Here is a 19,508-nt window from a genome sequence, read left to right as displayed (position 1 = left end):
CTCATTGCGCGGAAGTGGCGGACTGCTCGCCGACCCCGCACCATCATTTCGCCTCCACGGCACAGCCGCCAGGCACCTTCCAAACCGTCTCCGGCCGGGCAGGCCGCGCTATCGTCGCCGTCCTGGAAGGAGGCGCGCCCGCATTAAGCCGGCACAAGCTCCGGACCGTTCGGGCTTGATCAGCACAAGCGATTAGCTGCTCCCGGGCTGTTCCGTCGCCGGAAGCGGCGTCAACTACCGTTCCTGCGGCCCCTTGCCACGCTGATCGAAAACCACCTGCTTCGAGGGGCCTTTTGCTTTTCCGTCGCCCGGGAATGCCGCAAGCGTTTGCGCTTGCTTTTCGATAGTGCTGACGTCGCCAATATGCCTCGGCCGGTTTGGCTTCGCCGTCGTCACGTCAGCAACTGACCCGGCGTGATGGGTTTCAAGCAAATCCCGCGGGGTGATACCGGCAATTGCCTCTGGAACCATGGCTCTCGCGGCCCGTAACGTCGGGGCATTGGCGAGGCGCTTGGCGCTGCGCAGACCGACGGCCGCTCGCATCTGTGCAGGCGGTCCGGAAGGGAAGACATCCTGATGTCGCGCCGCCATCGCCGCCCAAGCCTTTCGGGCCACCGATGAAACGACGTGCGGCGGCGAAACAGGTCGCTCGCGCTCTTGCTTGGCATGCAGTTCGCGCAACCGGCTTTGCAGTTCCTTGTCGTAATCAGGACGCATTAATGCCAGCCGTTCCGGATCTGAAAGGATTGTCAGGTCGATCGCGTATCGACCGCCATCCAAGGTGATCGCCGCCCTTTTCCTGATCAAATGTGCCCATGCCTCTTTCAGAGACGCTTCATTACGGCTGCGCCCAGCTTCAGCCAGAATCTTTCGACGGGCAATCTTCGCTTCTTCGCGCGCCGTAGTAATCTCGACCGCCGGCCGATCTGGCAGATGGGGGCCGGGCGAGGGCGGTACGTCGTTTACAGAGCTCTCGTCAACTAACCATATCGGCGCCTGTCCCGATGACGATATCGCCCCCTCAAGTGTCGGTTCCGGGACGAACAGTTGAACCCCCCATTCTACGACCGGGATCATAATCGGAGACGCTGTCGTCGAGATTGTCTCGACCGGCTGCTTTTTACGGACCCTTTTCGCAATATCAGCCTGACGGCGCACACGCTCGCGCAAGAGTAACTGCTGAACAGGACGGCTACCGGCAAATTGGCGCATCAGTGTGTCGATTGCCAGCGGCGCCGCCCGACCCAATCGTATCTCGTCACCCTCAATCAATATGAGAGCCGGGTCGCTCGCGTGCTTTTCAAGCCAGGCGCTCAGGCGGTTGCGTTTCTGGTCGTCGTACCGCGACGGCGCGGTGGCAGGAGGTGCTTGTGCGCGATCCCGTGCCCGGTACACCATCACAAGCTCACGGGCCCGATCCTGCGGCGACTGCCCTGTAGCTGCCTGAACGATGTTCCACTCGGCGTTGGCACGCGTCTGCGTTCTGGCCAGTTCACGGCGTTCGGCATCACGTTCCGCTTGTGACGGGCTATGACGTTCGACCTCGGCGAGATGATCTCGAGCGCCGGCGAGCAGATCGGCGTCACCGGCTTTCGCCTTGATCGGGCGACCGGGTTCGGGAGTCAGCTCGCGGATCACGGCGTCGGCCCGCGACCTGGCCATGGCAACGACGACGTCAGCAAGTTCAGCCTGCAACCGCCGTCGGATGAGCCGACGTTCCAGCGCCTCGTAAGCTTCGAGCGCAGTGAGCGCGTCGCGGTTTTGTGCCAGTATCGAGCGGGTCAACGCGAGTTCATGGCTCAACGCCGCTTCGGCGGCGGTCGCCCGCGCCTCGCAAGCAGCGGCCTCGTCGGCGACGATCTTGCGCGCGTTGCGCGATCCGACTTCGGTGACGATCCCGCGGCGCTCCAGCCCGGTGGCTCGGTTGCCCATATGCTCGAGCGGCGTCAGCGCGACGTCGTTGTCGGCATAGGTACCGTGCAGATAACGAACGATGTCCGGCTGATCACCGACCACCTCGTTGACGATGGTGATGAAGCGGTGACGCATCATGGCCGCGATGTTCGGCTTTCCCGAGTTGTCCGTACCGATGGCCGCATCGTACCGCACCTTGTTCTGGGCGAAGGGCCGGACGAGCTTTCCGTTGCGGCGCTCGGTATAGTCGAAATCCCACTTACCTTCGTTGTCCAGCCACCGCGCTGGCCGGTCATACCCATCGACATGGATGTGGAAGTTGCGGCGGTCGTTATGCTGATCGGGTTGGTGGATCGCGCCGACCACCATCCAGCCGTCCGCATCGAGCGTGCCGCAGAACCGCGTCAGGATCTCGTGACGATCCCTTGCCGACAGGCCGTCGGGCAGTTCGCCGACGAAGCGATGCTGTACGCGGCCAGTGCGGCCCTGTTTCCATCTAAACAAGCCCAGGATGGCGGGAGGTTGGTCGAGCCAGGCAAGGCGCTCATAGGCCTCCTGTTCCGTCACGTCGGCAACCGCGACTTCGCGATGCCTGAACGTCTTGCGCGCTTTGGCTGCCTTGCGTTCCAGTTCGTCACGCTTCTCGCGCAGGCGTCTGGTCATCGCACGCAGCCAACCCGGTGCCGTGCCCATTCGCTCGAACATTACGAAGCCCTCGACACTCGCTGTCGACGCCATCAGCTGATGCGTTCGGGGCAAGGACTCGTAGCGTTCTGCCGCCTCGAACAGGCTGCGCTGGCGTGTCAGGCCACCGGGTATGTTGCTGAAGATGGCGAGCCGGTTCTTCTCGTTTCGCAAATCCTGCTCGTCGAGCATGTCGAGCACGAGATCGTCCGCGGGGTCCTGCAGTCCGGTCTCGCGGCGGATATAGTCGATATGCGTGCCGATGCCGATCTTGGCGCCGTCGGTGACATAGTCGAAATGCGCAGCCGCCGTCATCGCCGCACCTTCGTGACCGCGACGGACGTGACCACCGGCGCTCGTTGGCGCGTAGGTCCGGGTGATCGGTTTCATGTCGAAGTGCGGCACCCGGAAGCCACTGGACTGGCGATCGCGGCCGGTCAGCGGACTGGCGGTGAAGAAGCAGACCACGCGCTCGTGGGCCTGTGCCTTGCCACCCCGCCTGGTTGGACTGGCGGTCTGCCCGTCTGCGCCCTGAACCTGGAAGCGCGCGCGGCCTAACGTCGCGCCGATCGCATCGCGATCGTCCTTCTGCTGCCGACGCAGAAGCGCCTGCACATGATGGGTATATACCGCGCGTTCCTCGCCATTCTCCTCCGGGTCAGCCATGTTAACCATTGTCCCGGACCGGCCTCAAAAGGGCAATACCCCCGACGAACAGTCGTCTTCGCCTTCCGGAATGCCGTCAGGCTGGAGGACACCGCCGGCAGCCCGAATTGAGGGCTTCGGCGGCGCACGGCAGATTGGGACCCGCCAATCTGCATTGTTGCGCCTGAACCTTCTACCCTGCCACCTTCTGCTTCTCGCCCGGGCTCTTTCTGGCTTTCCTGCTTTCCTCTTCCATGGCCGCGAAGCGGCCGTCCTCTTGTTTCGAGCTGTCCGCTACGCCGTCACGATCCGCAGATGAGCGACCCGTGCAGGCGGCTCGTCGTACCCGCGCGGCTGACGATTAGCAGCGCGTCGGTGGTGACGGTCTCGTAGCCCATCGCCTTGATGCGGGCGCTATCGACGACCCGGATCGTCAGGTCGGCGGACTGCCAGGCATCGTAGGTGAACGGGAACAGGTCCCGTGCGCCTCGGCGCGGTTTAAGGATGACGACGCGACCGTCGATCCGCGTCATCGCCTTGGCGCCGGCGGCGACGAAGTGGATCGGACCGCCTTGACTCGGCGACCAGTAGCAGCCGGTCCCGTCAAGGCCGGCAGCGCGCCAGTCGGTCATCGTGGTCGCCTGCAGCGCCACCGGCCGACGTGCCGCGTTCGCGCCGGTACTGGTAATGCGCTCCGCCACTGGCCGACGTGCGGCGTCCGCAGTAGCGACGACCGCTGGCACCGCCAGGCATGCCGCGATGACCCGCCGCGCCAACCGACCGCTCATGCGTCCACCGCGATGACGCTGCGGTCACCCATGATCCGGTGCGAGCGGGCGACCTGCGCGCCAAGCGCCCGCTGCACCAGCCAGAACAGCGCGGCGGTCGCCGCCTGCGGCCACTCCGCGCTCAGCCACCTGTCGATGCGGAAGCTGGCTGCGGCGAGGCCAATGAGGAAGGCGAGACCCGCCCACCACATAGAGAGGCGCGCGCCGAGGTACACGCCGTCGACGATCCACAGCCGCAACCGCGACGCCGCCGGATGCCAGATCGCCCAACCGAACATGGCAAGCGGTGCCGCTGCCGCAGCGCCGTACGCCAGCGCGGGATCGAGGTTTGCCGCCACTAGGCGGTAGGCGAGGAACCCGACCCCGCCCAGCAGCAGCGCGGCACCGACCGCACGGAACACCCCGATCCGGCCGAGCACGTCGCCCAGGATCATGCCGAAGAGGTAGGGCATCCGCTGGCCTCCTCAGAACGACTTGCCGATGCTGCCGACCCTGGCGGTCACCGCCCGGTCGATCACCGCGCGCGCCTCGCTGGCCGCGGCAGCGGCGGGCATCAACGTCAGATGCATGCCCGTGCTGTCCACATCGAGCGACAGGGTTTCACCGTCCTTGCCGCGGGGCGCGATCAGCACGCCCTGACGGGGCCCATAGATCGACGGACCGTAGCGTCCGATCACTTCGGTGCGGATCTGGGCGTAGGTACGGCCCGCTTGCGGCGCGCGGTACTGAACCAGCCCGACCCGACCGCCATCCGGTGTCGGGTCGATGTTGAACGAGAGGGTCTCCTCGCCCTTGGTGGCGCTGTAGCTGTAGACGCCGGTCCGTTTCGAGCTGGGGGGCAGCTTCTGCAGGCGTTGCGCGACCGCCTGCTCGACCGTTTCCGCCCAGCTGTCGCCGGGATTGGCGCGAACCGCCCAGCCGCCTTGCTTGACGAGCGCCAGCGCGTCGGCGGTCTTCATGCCGGGGCGGAGGCCGGCGATGTCGAGCGGCTTCGTCGCGGCCGCCGTCGTCTTCGCCTGCGCATCCTCGCTCGCCACGGTCGCAGAGCCGCATGCCGCGAGCAGCATCATCGTGGGAATCGCGATCGTCCTGATCATCTTGCATTGTCCTTTGTTGCTGACGCGCGACATCGTTCGCCGGGAAGCCGTCCCGGCGTCGCAGGTCCTGGTCGTGATCGGCTTGGCCGTGCTCGGCGCATGCGTCAGCCGGCGGGGGGTGCCCGGGCGGCGCGATGACAGCTCACCTGAGCACCAGCGTCATGAACCCGGCCGTATCGGTGGCGCCCGCGACGTGTCCGGCGTCGAACGCGCGGGCGACGCCCAGGCGCAGCGACGAGGTCGATGACAGTGCCGCCGACCAGCCGAGTTCGATATCCAGCTCGCGTGCCGACGGCGTCAGGTCGACCGAGGCGGTCCGCGTCGCCAGCGTGCCCGTCATCAGGTCGTAGACGACCGGCACCAGCATCGTCGCACGGGCGCGCTCGACCTGCAGCGGCGAGGACAGGCCGAATGTCGCGATACCGCCCAGCAGGCCGCGGGCGCCCTCGACCGCAAAGGCGGTGCCGAGCACCGGCTGTGCGAAGCGCATCAGGTCGGATCCGCCGCGTACCCGCGTCGTGGCAGCGCTCGCGCGCGCCGACCATGCGACGCCGGCCAGCGTCCGGCGCATCGTCAGCGTCGCCATCGTCGTCTCGGCACTGGTCAGCCCGAACGCGGGGCCGGCGTTCATGCCGAGGATGCGGCCGCGCTCGCTGAGGTCGGCCAGTTCCACTCCGACCCCCAGTGGTGTCGCCAGTGCAAGCGTGCGCTGCGCCGTGCGACGATCGCGCGATGTGCCGGAGGCAAACGACGCGGACCAGCCGGCACCGGTCCAGGCGGACGACATCCCGACCGGCGTCGCGCCGATTCCGCGGAGAGGTGATCCGGCGAGACTGCTGCCCTGACCGATCGCGACGTTCGCCCCGAACGTGACGGTCTGCCCACGCACCGGCGAGAAGGATGCAACCGCCGGCCGGTTCGAGCGCGCGCCCTGCAGATACCCGGTCGTCGTCACGGGCGAGGCGAAGCCGAAGCGCGTGTCGCTGGCGCTCGCCGTCATCCAGGGCGGATCGATCGGCGTCAGCATCGCACCCGCCAGCAGCCCGGAGCCCTGTGCGCGGATGCCGGACGCGCCCGTCATGTGGAAGTCGCGCCCATAGCGGTCGAGCACCGTCATGCTGCCGACCTTGTCGTTCAGCGCTGCAGCGCCAGCCGCCCCGCCGAACGGCGCCGACAGCGTCAGCGACGCATAGCGCGCCAGCACGGCCTGCGCGGCGGCGAACGACGCGGCGGGAGCCTGCGCCTGCATCGCCTTTTCGACGTTGAGCAGGCCGGCCCCGAACTTGTCGTCGACCCCGGCCGCACCGAGGTCGGTGGCGGTGTCGAGCAGGATGCGGCTGATTTCCCTGCCGCCCAGTTGCGGCCAATATTGCTTCAGGAGTGCGGCCGCCCCGGCGATCGCGGGCGCTGCGAAGCTGTTGCCGGTGATGGTGACGGCTTCACCATCCTTGCCGACCGTCTGGACATCGACCGCAACGACGGCGAGCATCCGGTCCGCCAGCGGCCCAGGCAGTCCGTTGCCGGATGGAGCCTGCAGGGACTTGTCGACGCGGATACCGAACAGGAACCAGTCCTTGTTCGCCAGATCCGTACCGACGAGGTTCTGCGAGATTTGCCCGGTGAAGCTGTTCTCGTCGACGAAGTTGGAGACGGACTGGACGAACAACCGGTTCTGCGTGCGAACGAGATCCATCGCGGTGCGCTGATCGACGGCGAATTGGCCCGCGGACGTGCCGTTCAGGCTCATCGAGATGACGAAGGCCCCCTTGGTCACAGCATGGGTGATGGCCTGCGCGATTAGTGCCGGGTTTGGCCCTTCGCTCTCGGGCACCGGCCCCGAGATCGGGCTGACGTTCGACAGGTTTGGCCCTGAGATCTTGAGCGCGAGCAGCGTTGCATCCGGTGCGACGCCCTGCATGCCGCGGCCATCGCGGGCGGCAAGCGCGATCGCAGCCGTCTGCGTGCCGTGGCCCTGAATGTCTTTCAGGTCGTAGCGGACGGTCTCGCTGGCGCAGGTCGCGCAGCGAGCAATCTTCTGGTCGAAGCTGGTGCTGTCCGCGGAGATGCGCCCTGCGAACTCGATGCCGCTCGTATCGATGCCGGTATCGATGACGGCGATCGTCACCCCCTTACCGGTGACGCCCCGGTCATAGGCATAGGCCGCCTTCATGGCCGCGGCGCTTGCCGAGGCTTTGTACTCGGCGCTGTCTGCGGCGGTCGGCGTTGGAGTGGGGGAGGGTGTCGGGGTTGGGGCAGGCGTTGGCGTCGGCGTTCCAGGTGGCGGCCCGTTGCTGCCGGACGAATTGACACCGCCGCCGCCGCCACAGGCGGCCAGCAACATCGGTGCCGTTACGACCGCGATCGTCTTGATGATGGTGAGCCGTTTGCTACGGCCATTGTCGCACATACCCGCACCGAACCCCCGTTCGTGTCGGTACCGGTCGACTAAACCAGCCGGCGGCACCGCCCCAAAAAGTTACGAGGCGGTGCCGGCCCGTGAGCCGGGGATTGGAAACCTGCGATAAGACAGGCGCGAGCGTCTTTAGGCCCCGAAGCGCCTTGGACATACACGCCCGCTCCCCGGCCGAAACTGGTTCGGGCCGGGCATACGGCTACTTATCGACGAGGTTTCCACGCCTCGGTCCGCCTACTGGCGAACGCTACGGCTGTACGCCGAGCGGGTTAACAATCTCAAGCGCTCATCGTCCGGCAGGCGATAACTTCGTGCGATTGGGTATTGGCCGGTCTGCTCGCGTAGGCGCGGCAACACCCGCGCGTGATGCGATCGGACGAGTTCTCGCGTCGCCCGAAAGGCCGGGGCACGATCGAAGGAAGCGCTCAAAATCGCCTTGTTCCCGAAGTCGTGATCCTCCGACCTTCGCAACACGGCATAAAGTCGTAAGCAAGATTATGCTTCATGTGATGCGAAGCGGGGAAGGCGGGTTGAGCATGGCGGCGGAGAAGAACCTCGTCCGGTTACTATCGGTCAATTTCGTGCGCCTTGCGCGTGAGGTCCTGGTCGCGCTCGCAAAGACCGGGTTCGATCTTGACCAGACGGTCGGTCAGCTGCGGGACAGTATTTTCGGCAACGACCTGACGCCCGAACAGATGCGGACGCTGCTGTTCGGGCCAAAGGGATGGGACGATCTGCAAATGGCCGTGCTGACGGCTCGTTACCTCGAGCTGCCCGCCGATCGTCTGCCGGAGACACGCGAGGATCTCGAAGCCTTGTGTCGATGGCTGATGGCACGCGATGGCAACGAGACGCTGATCGACACCTGTGTACGCGGTTGGGCGGGCGGGGACACACCGCTCGATGCCCTGACGGGGTTTGCCGATGAACTATGGGCTGTCCGGCGTACGGATCCCGAATTCTTTGCCGCGGTCGTACGCGGTCAGCATGCGCTTGCGTTGGCGATGATCGCCGAACGCCGGGTGTCGCCGGTGCTCGACGATGAGGACGCGATCCGCATTCTGACCCGCATGGCGCTGATCTGGGCGGCGTTCGACTGCCAGGCGACCGCTGCACGCGCACGGCGATCCATGACGCGGCCTATGGGATGGCTGGTCAACGGCGCGGCCGTGCGGATGCGGGCATCGACGCTGGTCTCGGTGTTTCGGCCGATCGATCGCGCGCTGCGTCAGTTCATCGACGCCTATCGCACCAGTGGGGATGGGGGGGCAGCACAAACCAGGCCGAAAAGCCGTCTTTCCGCGGTTCAGGATATTCGTGCGAGAGCGGCAGACCAGGCCCGCCATCTCCACGCGACCGATGGGCCGTTTGCGCTCGATACCGTGGTCCGGAAAGCTCGCGTTCGCAGCATTCAAACCGCCAACCCGTTTCTGGAACAGGTTTGGCAGGATAAGACGGACGACGCTTTCGGCAATAAGCAGATGAGCCAGATCTGGTATGCCGACCTGCTACCGCTTCAGATCGTCGGATTGGCGGCCATGCGGTTGGCGCAAATGGAGCAACAGTTGGAGACGTTGCTGCGCGGTGCCATAGCGGGTGCCCGCGAGGCTGATGCCCAGCCGCGAGTATCGATGCCGGACTTTCATGACCGCACCCTGCGGCCGAGCTGGAAGGGGCGTTCTCGTGCCTTGGTGGACGCGCTTCGTAGCGCGGTCCTTCAGGACGCCGACCACTATTCCGTTCGGAAATCGCGTGCTCGCGCTTCTGGCGCAGGGGAGACATCGGAACACCCCGGGCATGATGATCAGTTCATCGATGCCGTTTCTTTGTTTCTGACCAAGGCGGGCCGGTCCGGGCCGGTTGATGACACGCCGGCCTGGATGATGCGGCGCCGGGTGTTCGAACACCTTGATGTGGCGGTCGGTAAGCGGTTCGTCGCGGTACCGGAAACGCTCGGGTCTGGCTGCATAGCTCAGCAGTGATTCGCCGTTTTGCCCTGTTCAAAGAGCTAATTTGGGAAAGACCCGATGGGGGACGGGTTCTGAGACAATTCGCGTCATCGCACGGCAAGGCCACGATATAGATATCAACGTTGATTGGCACTGTACGGTCAGCGGTAAAGGGTACGTAGTCATGGGCTAGCTCCCTGTTTCGAGGAAGCTAGCCCCATAAATTACTCTGCTGCTGCTTCTTCGGTCTTGCGCTTGCGCGAAGCCGGAGCAGGCTTGGCATCTGCTTTGGCTGCATTCGTCTGGCCAGGCTTGCGACCCAGGCCAATGCTCTTGGCCATTGTGCGACGTGCTTCCGAATAAGTAGGAGCGACCATCGGGTAGTCAGCCTTCAGGCCATAACGCTCGCGATACTCCACAGGCGTCATGCCGTTAGTAGCGAGGTGGCGGCGCAGCGTCTTGTACGGCTTGCCATCGATCATGCTGATGATGTGATCGGGGCTCGCAAGCGACTTACGCGCCGTCACTGCCGGGGTATACTCCTGGGCGGGCGCTTCGGGCTCAGCCGCTGTCGCGTTTCCGCCGACCAGCGTCGAAACAGTTTCGTACATTTTGTTCAGAAAGGTCGGAACGTCGTCAGCATTGGTGCGCGTGTTGGGGTTGGCTAACCAGGCGATTGTCAATTCCGTGGCGAGTTCGACCGGACTCAGATCGAGGGTAGTGTCAGACATAGCAAGGCTCCATTTCTGAACGCGCATCTAGGTATTGGATTGGTCTCTGGCAATCTCAGACTGCGCGCGATGTCGTCTGACGTGTTGGCCAAATTGACCCTTCCGCTGGCACCGATGCTAGCGCCCGTTATTGGCGGATGTGCAGCTGACTCCTGATCGACGACGATTGAACTCACCCGCGGATTGGTCACCACTCGAACACATCCGGCGCTCGGCCTACGCTTTGATAGCTCGGCCCGTATGACGCAAAACACCCGTTTGTCGCGCATCTGCGATGGCGATAGGGTTTTCCGTCATCCCTGGTGCCTAGCGACGACTTTTGGGACAAAGCCGTCGTAGCAAGCTCAGCCACATTGAGTNAAAACACCCGTTTGTCGCGCATCTGCGATGGCGATAGGGTTTTCCGTCATCCCTGGTGCCTAGCGACGACTTTTGGGACAAAGCCGTCGTAGCAAGCTCAGCCACATTGAGTCGATCTACGGGAAAGGCTGTCTTGCACTCGGCGCCTCTTGCGCGACGGCATGGCGATCGCTCCCCCCGTCTAGAAAGGGATAGGCTATCGAAAGAGTCTGGGTGACATCGTCCAGCCAAAAGATCAATTTCGCTATTGATTTCATCATGAGATCCTCCACCTCGTCGCGGGCGCCTATGCGGGGCCCGGNTTGCACTCGGCGCCTCTTGCGCGACGGCATGGCGATCGCTCCCCCCGTCTAGAAAGGGATAGGCTATCGAAAGAGTCTGGGTGACATCGTCCAGCCAAACGATCGATTTCGCTATTGATTTCATCATGGTAGGCCGCTTGCATGACCGCATCCGATCGCGCCGAACAGAATCTGATCCTCCGCTGTCCGGAGCCGCTCAATGCGGAAACGCCCCCGGATAAACTGATCACGTCCTTCCTGACGCCGCAGGCGAACTTCTACATCCGCAGCCACGGACCTACGCCGGAACTGGCCGACGATCATCGTATAGCGCTGGACGGCTTAGTCGACCGCCCGCGCTCCTACACGGTTGCCGAACTTCAAACGGCATTTGCGACCCGGACAGTGACCGCGACCATGCAGTGCGCCGGCAATCGTCGGGCACATCTTCAAGACGTGGAAAAGACTTCGGGCGATCCCTGGGACGTGGGCGCGATCGGCAATGCGGCNCGCGACCATGCAGTGCGCCGGCAATCGTCGGGCACATCTTCAAGACGTGGAAAAGACTTCGGGCGATCCCTGGGACGTGGGCGCGATCGGCAATGCGGCGTGGACCGGCGTCGCACTGTGCGACGTGCTCGCCGCAGCCGGCATCCAGGACGGCGCGTCGTTCGTCGGCACTACGGGGGCCGACAACGTGGATGTCGATGGTGAGACGGCGCCGTTCGGTGCCTCGATCTCGATCGCCAAGGCGCTAGAGCCCGACGTGCTGATCGTCTGGGCCATGAATGGCGAGGCGCTGGCCCCCGAACATGGCGCACCGCTGCGGCTCGTCGTGCCGGGTTATGCGGGCGTTCGTAGCGCCAAGTGGCTGACGCGCATCGAGGTGCGCGATCGCCCGTCCGATGCGCCGATCCAGGCCAAGGACTACAAGCTCTTTCCGNGCGGGCGTTCGTAGCGCCAAGTGGCTGACGCGCATCGAGGTGCGCGATCGCCCGTCCGATGCGCCGATCCAGGCCAAGGACTACAAGCTCTTTCCGGCATCGGTAGCGAAGGAGGACGCGGACTGGGATCGGGGTCTGACTATCGAGGAGATGCCGCTCAATGCTGCGATCTGCGCGCCGGTGGACGGCGCGCATGTCAGCGCCGGCGCGTGCGAAATCGCGGGTTATGCGGTCGCCTTCGGCCGAGCGGTCTCGCGCGTCGAGGTCTCCGTCAATGGCGGCACCGACTGGCTGCAGGCGGAACTGACTGCAAAACCCGATGCGCCTTGGAGCTGGACGCAGTGGCACGTCACGGTCGATCTGTCTCCCGGACTCCACGTCCTGATCGTGCGCGCCGTTGACGGTGCCGGGCAGATGCAGCCCGAACGGCCCGAGGCGATCTGGAACTTCGCCGGCTATCTCTCGACTGCCTGGCATCGCATCGCCGTTACCGCTGGCTGATGGACGCGCCGCACGACGCCGATCGGGCCCATGCGAAGCTGGCCGAGAGCGCGAGCAAGCTGAAGGACAGCGCAGTCCAGCAGGTGGACAGCGCCGACCGTCGCACAGAGCTTGCCGCGGACCGCACAATCCTCGCCGGCGAACGCACCTATGCTGCCTGGGTACGTACCGGACTGGCGGCGCTCGCTTCCGGTATCGGCGCGCGCGCGCTGCTCAAGGACGTCGTGTTCCCGTGGCTGGCGACGGCGACCGGGACCATGCTGATCTTGTTCAGCGCCTTTTGCTTCGCCGCTGCGGTGTGGCGAGAGATGGGCGCAGGCGCCCCGCCGCCACGACCGGACATCAAGCGCCTGCCAGCGACGTTGCTCCTAGTGATGAACGGGTTTCTCATGCTCGTGTCACTGGCCGCGCTCGTCGGCATCTGGACGGCACGCTCGTAGCAGCCATCCCTAGGTTTGCTGCGAGCCGATCAGACCCCGCAGCGCATCCGCGGCTTTCGTGCGGTATCACCCCCTTGTGACGAAGCCCAAAAACGACGTGGGCCAAAGCCGATCGGTCCCGCATGCAGCGTACCCGGGGTCGGTACATAATAACGGGCTTAGATAGACGCTGCCGACTGCCCGGTCCGAGCATTTGCCCGACCAACATGCCCATTGACGGTTGGGGCAAACGTCTCATAGATCGACTTTGGCAATGGATTTCTGCCGGGCAATTTGGCCGAACCGCTCTGATAAGAGCTGATGATTCCTACTTGGCGCCTTCAGGCAGCAAGGAGGAATTGTGCGCGCTACCTTTCGCAATCTCGTCGGCACGCTGAACGTCGCGGCATTCATGCGCGATCGTCACGACCATGCGATCTCTGTCCTGCGCTGGGCGCTGATCTTGCTGCCCATGGCGGCACTCGTCGGGACGCTATGTGCGGCGTTCCTGCTGAGTCTCGATACCGTTACGCGACTGCGGTTTGCGTCGCCTTGGCTGCTCTATCTGCTGCCGGTGGGCGGGTTCGTTGTCGGATTACTGTACCATCTCACCGGGCGCTCGGTGGAGGGCGGCAACAACCTGATCGTGGAGCAGATCCACGAGCCTGGTGGCGGGGTGCCTCTGCGGATGGCGCCGCTCATCTTCTTCGGCACAGTGGTGACGCATCTTTTCGGTGGCTCGGCCGGACGTGARGGCACCGCCGTCCAATTRGGCGGAAGCCTTGCCAGCGGTTTCGGCCGCGCGCTCCGCCTCGATGCGGGCGGCACGCGCATCCTGTTGAWGACGGGKATCGCAGCCGGGTTCGGCGCGGTCTTCGGCACGCCGATCGCAGGCGCGGTCTTCGCGCTCGAAGTGCTGGCGATCGGCCGCGTCGAATACTCCGCGCTNATCGCAGCCGGGTTCGGCGCGGTCTTCGGCACGCCGATCGCAGGCGCGGTCTTCGCGCTCGAAGTGCTGGCGATCGGCCGCGTCGAATACTCCGCGCTAGTGCCTTGCCTCGTTGCGGCGCTGGTCGGAGATTGGACGTGCCTCGCCTGGGGTATCCATCACGGTGTCTACCCGATCGGCGCGTCGATACCGGTCGATGCGCTGCTCGTGACGGAGGCAGGTGTTGCGGGGATCATATTCGGACTGGTTGGTCTGGCCTTCGCCGAAGCCAACCACCTGGTCGGGGGATGGCTCAAGCGGATTGTTCCCTATGGTCCGCTACGTCCAGTGATCGGCGGGGTCTTCGTTATCGCGCTCGTCTTCTTGTTCGGCACGCGCGACTATCTGGGCCTGGGTGTCCTGGCAGCGAGGCCCGACAGCCTTACCATCGCCAGCTTCTTCGGACCGGACACGCATCCGTGGAGTTGGGCGATCAAGCTCCTGTTTACCGTCGTTACGCTCGGCGCGGGTTTCAAAGGCGGTGAAGTCACGCCGTTGTTCTTCATCGGCGCAGCGCTCGGTAACGCGCTGGCGCCTTTCTTGGGCGTGCCGACGGGCCTGTTCGCCGCGATCGGCTTTGTCGCGGTCTTTGCCGGGGCCGCCAATACCCCGCTCGCCTGCACCTTCATGGGAATCGAACTGTTCGGCGCCGGCTATGCGGTGCCGATCGCCGTCGCCTGTTTCGTGGCCTATCTCTGCTCGGGCCACAACGGCATCTACCTGTCGCAGCGCGTTGCGATACCCAAGGTGCCCGCGAACGGCCTTGCCCCCAATGCAACACTGCGCGAGACACGTACACGCTGCACAGCACTTCGCGCGCAGAACCGCGTGCCGTGAGTTGATGGGCCTAGCCTGATCCCCCCGATACGTCGGGCGCAGCCTTCGGATCGGGGTCTTGCGCCTTGCCCTTCGCGGCGCCCGGCTGCTTTGCGCTCATGGCGGTCAGATAAGCAACGATCGCCGGCACGTCAGCCTGTGCAACGGGAGCCTTGTAGACCTCGCGCATCTTGGTGACCTCCGCGGTCCACTGATCGGAAGAGAGTGGCGGCTGGTTCAGCGCCATGCTCGCCGAATGACACGAGGTGCAGTTGGCGTTGATGACGTCGGCATGCGGGCCGGCGGGATATTGGCCTTCGTCGGTCGGGAGATCGACCGTAGTGGACACCAGCGAGAAGCCGCGCGCCGAGACGCTTGGCGGCGGTGGTGCGGTCGGGGCGGCAGGCGGCGGGGCGACGCGGCTGTTCGGGGCACCGATCGCGAGCAGAAGAACGACGGTCGCGCCGACGAACCCGAACGACAGCGTGCCGATGGAAGGCGTTTTCATGGGGGAGCGCTCCTCAGCCGACGACGATGTTGGTGGTTTCGATGTTGCCGCGCATGAACCCGCCCGGGTTCCAGATCGGCGTCATCGGCTGCGCGATGCCGGCGGTGTTCCAGCAGCGCGACATCAGTCTGGTCGGACCCGCATGCGTGAGCGGCACCTGCGCGTCCCAGCGGCGGAAACTGTATTTGCCGTGATCGGGGCCGAGCGTCGTCTTGTACCAGGTCTTGCCGTTGTCGGTCGACACATCGACCTTGGCGACGCCGCAATCGCCGCCCATCGCAATGCCGCCCAGCGGGATCGACCGGTCGAACGCGATCGCCTGCCCTTCGTCGAGGCTCGTGACCCAACTGCGCGGGATCATCTTGTTGATCGGGACGGCCGGGAAATCCTTCTGGCCAGGCCGCACGTTCGCGCMTGGAGTGTCAGGGATCTTGTACGCCTTAGCCATCCAGTAACCGTCGTCGGGCGCGGCAAGCACCTCGATGTCGTTCAGCATCTTGACCCAATAGGTCGAATACCAGCCGGGTACGATTAGCCGGACCGGGAAGCCGTTGAGGAGCGGCATCTGTTCGCCGTTCATCCCGAAGGCGAGCATCACTTCGCCGTCGCGTGCGTGGTCGATCGACAGCGACTTGGCGAAATCCGGTGCGCCCGCAACCACCGGCTGGTCGAGCGCACCGAACCGTACCGCGACCGCGCCCGGCTTCACGCCGGCGATGTCGAGCACATCGCGCAGCCGCACGCCTAGCCATTTGGCGTTGCCCATCGCCCCGTGGCGCCACTGCGCGCCCGCGACGGGCGGCTGGAACAGCGCACGCGAATTGCCCGAGCATTGGTTGATCGCCGCCAGCTCGACGCGCGGCAGCTTCAGCGTGACCGCGCCGTGCACCTTGATCCGGAATGCCTCGACATCGATCGCGGTCGGAATGTCGGCCCAGTGCCAGCGGACGAAGAACTGGTCGTTCGGCGTGAAGACGTCGCCATTGAACACGCTCATCGGCGTTTCCAGCAACGGCGGGTGGATACGCTGGAGGATCATGTTGCCCTTGCCGGGGAACGCGCTGGTCATGGGCCGTTCCGATGGGCCACCTGGCAGATGCAGATCGACCATGCTCTGCGCCAGCGCGGGTGCGGCGATCAGCGCGCCGCTACCGATCGCGGCTTCTGAGAGAAAGCGACGGCGGTTCGTCGCCTGCGCCAATTTCATATCCAGGCTGTCCACCAGCATTCTCCCTTCGATGTCATGCTTTTATGCGCGACCCGTCCGCCGGTCTGCCCGGTACGGGTCGATCGGATGCGACGGTTCGATCCGACAGGACGATCAGTTCGGCCCATCAATTGGCTTGGGCGATGCAGGGCGACACGAACAGGTTCCCGCGCCAGCCGCCCGCGACCGTCTTGGCGCCGACCAGCAGCCACATTGCTGCGAGCGCCANGTCGTAGATACCTTGCTGCACATAGTTCGGCCCTTTAATTGGCTTGGGCGATGCAGGGCGACACGAACAGGTTCCCGCGCCAGCCGCCCGCGACCGTCTTGGCGCCGACCAGCAGCCACATTGCTGCGAGCGCCACTGTGAGGACAGTGCCGACGATCCCGAAAAAGCCGAGCTGAAGCGTCGTGCCGAGCTTGAAGGTGGCGACCGTGTAGACGCCAAGCGGGAAGGTATAGCCCCACCAGCCGAGGTTGAACGGAATGCCCGCGCGCCAGTAGCGGATCGTGATCAGCGTCGCGAGCGCCAGCCACCACAGACCGAAACCCCAGAGCAGCAGCCCGGCAATCGTGCCAATCCCCTGCGCTACCGCGCCGATCTGCCCCAGGCCGTTGGCGGCGAGGATCGCGGGCGCGTTGCTGCCGAGCACCAGCATCCCAAGCGCGCCGGTGCCAATCGGACCGAGCGCGAGCCAGCTCGAGGCGGCCATGCTCTCGTGCGGCAGCTTGTGCAGTGCCATCCGCAGGATCAGGATCGCGAGGATGCCGAACGCGACCGGCACTGAATAAGCCCAGAGCACATACGACGTTGCGAGCACGACGAACTGGTGATGCGCGTCCGCCAGATGCGGGGCGAGCAGGCCGCCGCTCGCACCTGCGACTTCCGCCGCGACCACCGGCAGCAGCCACACCGCGGTCATGCCGTCGAGCGAATGTTCGTGCCGCGTGAACATGAGGTAGGGGATCGCCACACCGCAGGCGAATGAATAAGCCCAGAGCACATACGACGTTGCGAGCACGACGAACTGGTGATGCGCGTCCGCCAGATGCGGGGCGAGCAGGCCGCCGCTCGCACCTGCGACCTCCGCCGCGACCACCGGCAGCAGCCACACCGCGGTCATGCCGTCGAGCGAATGTTCGTGCCGCGTGAACATGAGGTAGGGGATCGCCACACCGCAGGCGAGCGACATCGCGACGTCGATCCACCACAATGTCTCGGCGATCGGGATCACGCCCGCGCCGAACTGCGGCAGGCCGAATGCGAGACATCCGTTGATGATCGTCGCCAGCCCCATCGGGATCGTGCCGATGAACATCGACACGGTGTTGTGCCCGAAGATCCGCCGCGCCTCGTGTCCGAACATCGTCCAGCGCGCGGTGTAGAGCCCGGCGAACAGCGTGAAGAGCGCGATGTTGAAGTACCACAGCGCCTCGCCGACCGGGTGCAGCGATGCGCCGACGCCCGGCACCTGCGGCAAGGCGAGCGCGAGAATGCCGGTGCCCATCGTCGCGGCGAACCAGTTGGGGGTGAACTGCCGGATCATCTCGCGCGGGGAGTCGAGCCGGCTGAGGGGCTTCAGGCCATCGAGAACGGGTTTCAGATCGGCGGTCACTTGCCAGTCTCCTTGATGAGATCGGTCAGCGCATCGGCCGCCCGCGTTCGATACCGCTCTTTATGGCGCAGCGCGTAGAACGGACGCCGCGGCAGACCGAGCGGTAGATCGTGCAACGTGCCGGCCGCGATTGCAGGTGCGACGACATGCTGCGACAGCACCGCGACGCCCGCCCCGGCCTCGACCGCGCTACGTACCGCCTCGTTCGATGGTAGCATCAGCGCCACGGTGAGGTCCGACGGATCGACGCCGCGCTGGCGCAGCACCTCCTCGAACGACGAGCGCGTGCCCGATCCCTGCTCGCGGACGATCCAGCGTGCGGCGCGGATCCAGTCCTCGTCGATCGTGTCGGCTGCGCGGTCGCTTACCAGCACCATGCGGTCGTTCGCGACCGTCCAATGCGCGAGCGCGGGCTCGTCGATCACACCCTCGACGAAGCCGAGCTCGACCGCACCGTCGAGCACGCGCGCCGCGGCCCCCTCGGTGTTGTCGATCGCCAGTTCGATTGAGATCGCGGGGTAGCGCGCATGGAACGCGGCCAGCTGGCGGGGCAGCCAATAGCCCGCGATCGTCTGGCTTGCGACTAGCCGCAGAGTGCCGCGCTCCAGTCCTGCATATTCGGCCAGTGCAAGTTCCGCGCTGGCGGCACGGCCAAGCACTGCGCGTGCGTCGACCAGAAACATGCGGCCCGCTTCGGACAGTTCGATCCCACGGCCGACCCGGTGGAACAGCGGCACGCCGTGCCGGGCTTCCAGCGCGGCGATGGCAGCGCTTGCGGCTGACTGCGTCACATTGAGCGCTTCGGCCGCGCGCGTCATGTGCTCGCGCTCAGCGACACCGACGAAAATCCTGAGTTGTTCCAGGGTCATGCCCGATCTCCTTGCCCCAATGATAGGGAACGGAGATCAATCGCACCAACCAAAGATTACGGTCATTCCAATCAGATATACCGATCGGTCATTTCAGAATGTCGATAACCGCCTCACGTTCATCGACCAGTTCGGCAATCGTGCGATCAAGCATCGTTCGCTGGAATGGATCGAGGATCAGTCCTTCGATACGCGCATACCCACCGCTTTTGCAGTGCACCGGCACGCCGCACACCAGCCCTTGCGGGATACCGTAGGAGCCATCTGACACCACGCCCATCGACACCCAATTGTCGCCTGCGCCGTGCACCCAATCGCGCAGATGGTCGATCGCCGCATTTGCTGCCGACGCGGCCGAGGACGCACCCCGTGCTTCGATGATCGCGGTTCCGCGCTGCGCAACGGTGGGGATCAGGGTCTCGCGGTACCAGGCCTCGTTTCCGATACGGTCGGCAAGCTTTTGGCCATCGAGTTCGGCATTCCCCCAGTCGGCAAACATCGTCGGCGAATGGTTTCCCCAGACGACGAGCTTTGTAATCGCATCGACACCGACACCCGCCTTGGCCGCAAGCTGTCCCTGCGCGCGGTTGTGATCGAGGCGGATCATCGACGTGATGTTTTCGGCAGGGAAACCCGGTGCGCTTTGCGCAATGATCCAGGCATTTGTGTTGGCGGGATTACCGACGACCAGGATCTTGGCGTCGCGTTTGGCCACTGCGTCCAGCGCTGCGCCCTGCGTCTTGAAGATCGCTGCGTTGGCAGCGAGCAAATCACGGCG

15 protein-coding genes, 3 pseudogenes and 1 riboswitch are annotated in these 19,508 nt (G+C 64.9%); of the genes and pseudogenes, 7 read left to right on the top strand and 11 right to left on the bottom strand.

The genetic code is table 11. The features are described from left to right. Positions 1 to 234: 234 nt before the first annotated feature. The 5 genes from ASE72_RS08045 to ASE72_RS08025 form a co-directional block, all read right to left on the bottom strand. Positions 235 to 3,264, bottom strand: coding sequence for a MobA/MobL family protein (locus tag ASE72_RS08045; RefSeq protein WP_162235469.1), 3,030 nt, complete (start codon positions 3,262 to 3,264; stop codon positions 235 to 237). 281 nt (positions 3,265 to 3,545) lie between these two features. Beyond that, positions 3,546 to 4,031 (bottom strand): hypothetical protein, encoded by a 486-nt coding sequence (locus ASE72_RS08040; protein ID WP_156350297.1) that lies wholly within the window; start codon positions 4,029 to 4,031, stop codon positions 3,546 to 3,548. Further along, entirely contained in the window at positions 4,028 to 4,483 is a 456-nt protein-coding gene (locus tag ASE72_RS08035) for a hypothetical protein (RefSeq protein WP_056019389.1), read from the bottom strand. Before ASE72_RS08035 ends, ASE72_RS08040 begins: the two co-directional genes overlap by 4 nt. 12 nt (positions 4,484 to 4,495) lie before the next feature. Then, positions 4,496 to 5,128 carry a hypothetical protein gene (locus ASE72_RS08030; RefSeq protein WP_156350295.1) on the bottom strand — a complete coding sequence of 211 codons (633 nt, stop codon included), beginning with the start codon at positions 5,126 to 5,128 and terminating at the stop codon, positions 4,496 to 4,498. Positions 5,129 to 5,270: 142 nt separating this feature from the next. Next, positions 5,271 to 7,298 carry a S8 family serine peptidase gene (locus ASE72_RS08025; RefSeq protein ID WP_056019383.1) on the bottom strand — a complete coding sequence of 676 codons (2,028 nt, stop codon included), beginning with the start codon at positions 7,296 to 7,298 and terminating at the stop codon, positions 5,271 to 5,273. 779 nt (positions 7,299 to 8,077) lie between these two features. Between ASE72_RS08025 and ASE72_RS08020 the strand changes: the two genes are divergently transcribed. After that, positions 8,078 to 9,523, top strand: coding sequence for a hypothetical protein (locus ASE72_RS08020; protein ID WP_156350293.1), 1,446 nt, complete (start codon positions 8,078 to 8,080; stop codon positions 9,521 to 9,523). A gap of 191 nt (positions 9,524 to 9,714) precedes the next feature. On the opposite strand, the gene ASE72_RS08015 is transcribed toward ASE72_RS08020, so the two are convergent. Further along, positions 9,715 to 10,221: a MucR family transcriptional regulator gene (locus ASE72_RS08015; protein ID WP_056019468.1), complete on the bottom strand. Its 507-nt coding sequence runs from the start codon at positions 10,219 to 10,221 to the stop codon at positions 9,715 to 9,717. A gap of 803 nt (positions 10,222 to 11,024) precedes the next feature. On the opposite strand from ASE72_RS08015, the pseudogene ASE72_RS20830 reads away from it, so the two are divergent. From ASE72_RS20830 to ASE72_RS20810, 6 genes and pseudogenes are all read left to right on the top strand, one after another. Then, a pseudogene (locus ASE72_RS20830) lies at positions 11,025 to 11,371 on the top strand (molybdopterin-dependent oxidoreductase); the annotation flags it as partial. 8 nt (positions 11,372 to 11,379) lie between these two features. After that, a pseudogene (locus ASE72_RS20825) lies at positions 11,380 to 11,805 on the top strand (molybdopterin-dependent oxidoreductase); the annotation flags it as partial. A gap of 1 nt (position 11,806) precedes the next feature. Then, positions 11,807 to 12,307 (top strand): Ig-like domain-containing protein (locus ASE72_RS20820; protein ID WP_235532294.1); only part of this gene is annotated, 501 nt, incomplete at its 5' end. Further along, complete coding sequence (locus ASE72_RS08000; protein WP_051916165.1) at positions 12,307 to 12,747, top strand: YidH family protein; 441 nt, start codon at positions 12,307 to 12,309, stop codon at positions 12,745 to 12,747. The genes ASE72_RS20820 and ASE72_RS08000, both read left to right, overlap by 1 nt. Before the next feature lie 240 nt (positions 12,748 to 12,987). After that, a riboswitch (Fluoride riboswitch) is annotated at positions 12,988 to 13,064 on the top strand. Between the two features lie 23 nt (positions 13,065 to 13,087). After that, positions 13,088 to 13,674 (top strand): annotated as a pseudogene (locus ASE72_RS20815) (chloride channel protein); the annotation flags it as partial. A 1-nt stretch (position 13,675) separates the two neighbouring features. Further along, positions 13,676 to 14,551 (top strand): chloride channel protein (locus ASE72_RS20810; RefSeq protein WP_235532293.1); only part of this gene is annotated, 876 nt, incomplete at its 5' end. Between the two features lie 10 nt (positions 14,552 to 14,561). Here the strand turns inward: ASE72_RS20810 and ASE72_RS07990 are convergent. The 5 genes from ASE72_RS07990 to ASE72_RS07970 form a co-directional block, all read right to left on the bottom strand. Continuing rightward, the gene (locus ASE72_RS07990) at positions 14,562 to 15,038 is read right to left on the bottom strand and encodes a hypothetical protein (RefSeq protein ID WP_056019371.1); all 477 of its coding nucleotides are present in this window, start codon (positions 15,036 to 15,038) and stop codon (positions 14,562 to 14,564) included. 13 nt (positions 15,039 to 15,051) lie between these two features. Beyond that, positions 15,052 to 16,266 carry a molybdopterin-dependent oxidoreductase gene (locus ASE72_RS07985; RefSeq protein ID WP_200916214.1) on the bottom strand — a complete coding sequence of 405 codons (1,215 nt, stop codon included), beginning with the start codon at positions 16,264 to 16,266 and terminating at the stop codon, positions 15,052 to 15,054. Positions 16,267 to 16,508: 242 nt separating this feature from the next. Then, positions 16,509 to 17,861 (bottom strand): TDT family transporter, encoded by a 1,353-nt coding sequence (locus ASE72_RS07980; protein WP_056019368.1) that lies wholly within the window; start codon positions 17,859 to 17,861, stop codon positions 16,509 to 16,511. After that, positions 17,858 to 18,730, bottom strand: a complete 873-nt coding sequence (locus tag ASE72_RS07975) for a LysR family transcriptional regulator (RefSeq protein ID WP_019054677.1) — start codon at positions 18,728 to 18,730, stop codon at positions 17,858 to 17,860. Before ASE72_RS07975 ends, ASE72_RS07980 begins: the two co-directional genes overlap by 4 nt. Before the next feature lie 88 nt (positions 18,731 to 18,818). After that, positions 18,819 to 19,499 (bottom strand): malate dehydrogenase, encoded by a 681-nt coding sequence (locus ASE72_RS07970; RefSeq protein ID WP_235532297.1) that lies wholly within the window; start codon positions 19,497 to 19,499, stop codon positions 18,819 to 18,821. Positions 19,500 to 19,508 lie beyond the last annotated feature (9 nt).

The sequence above is a fragment of the Sphingomonas sp. Leaf20 genome, from assembly GCF_001421535.1.
Lineage (GTDB): Bacteria > Pseudomonadota > Alphaproteobacteria > Sphingomonadales > Sphingomonadaceae > Sphingomonas.
This window is presented reverse-complemented; position numbering and strand designations above follow the sequence as displayed.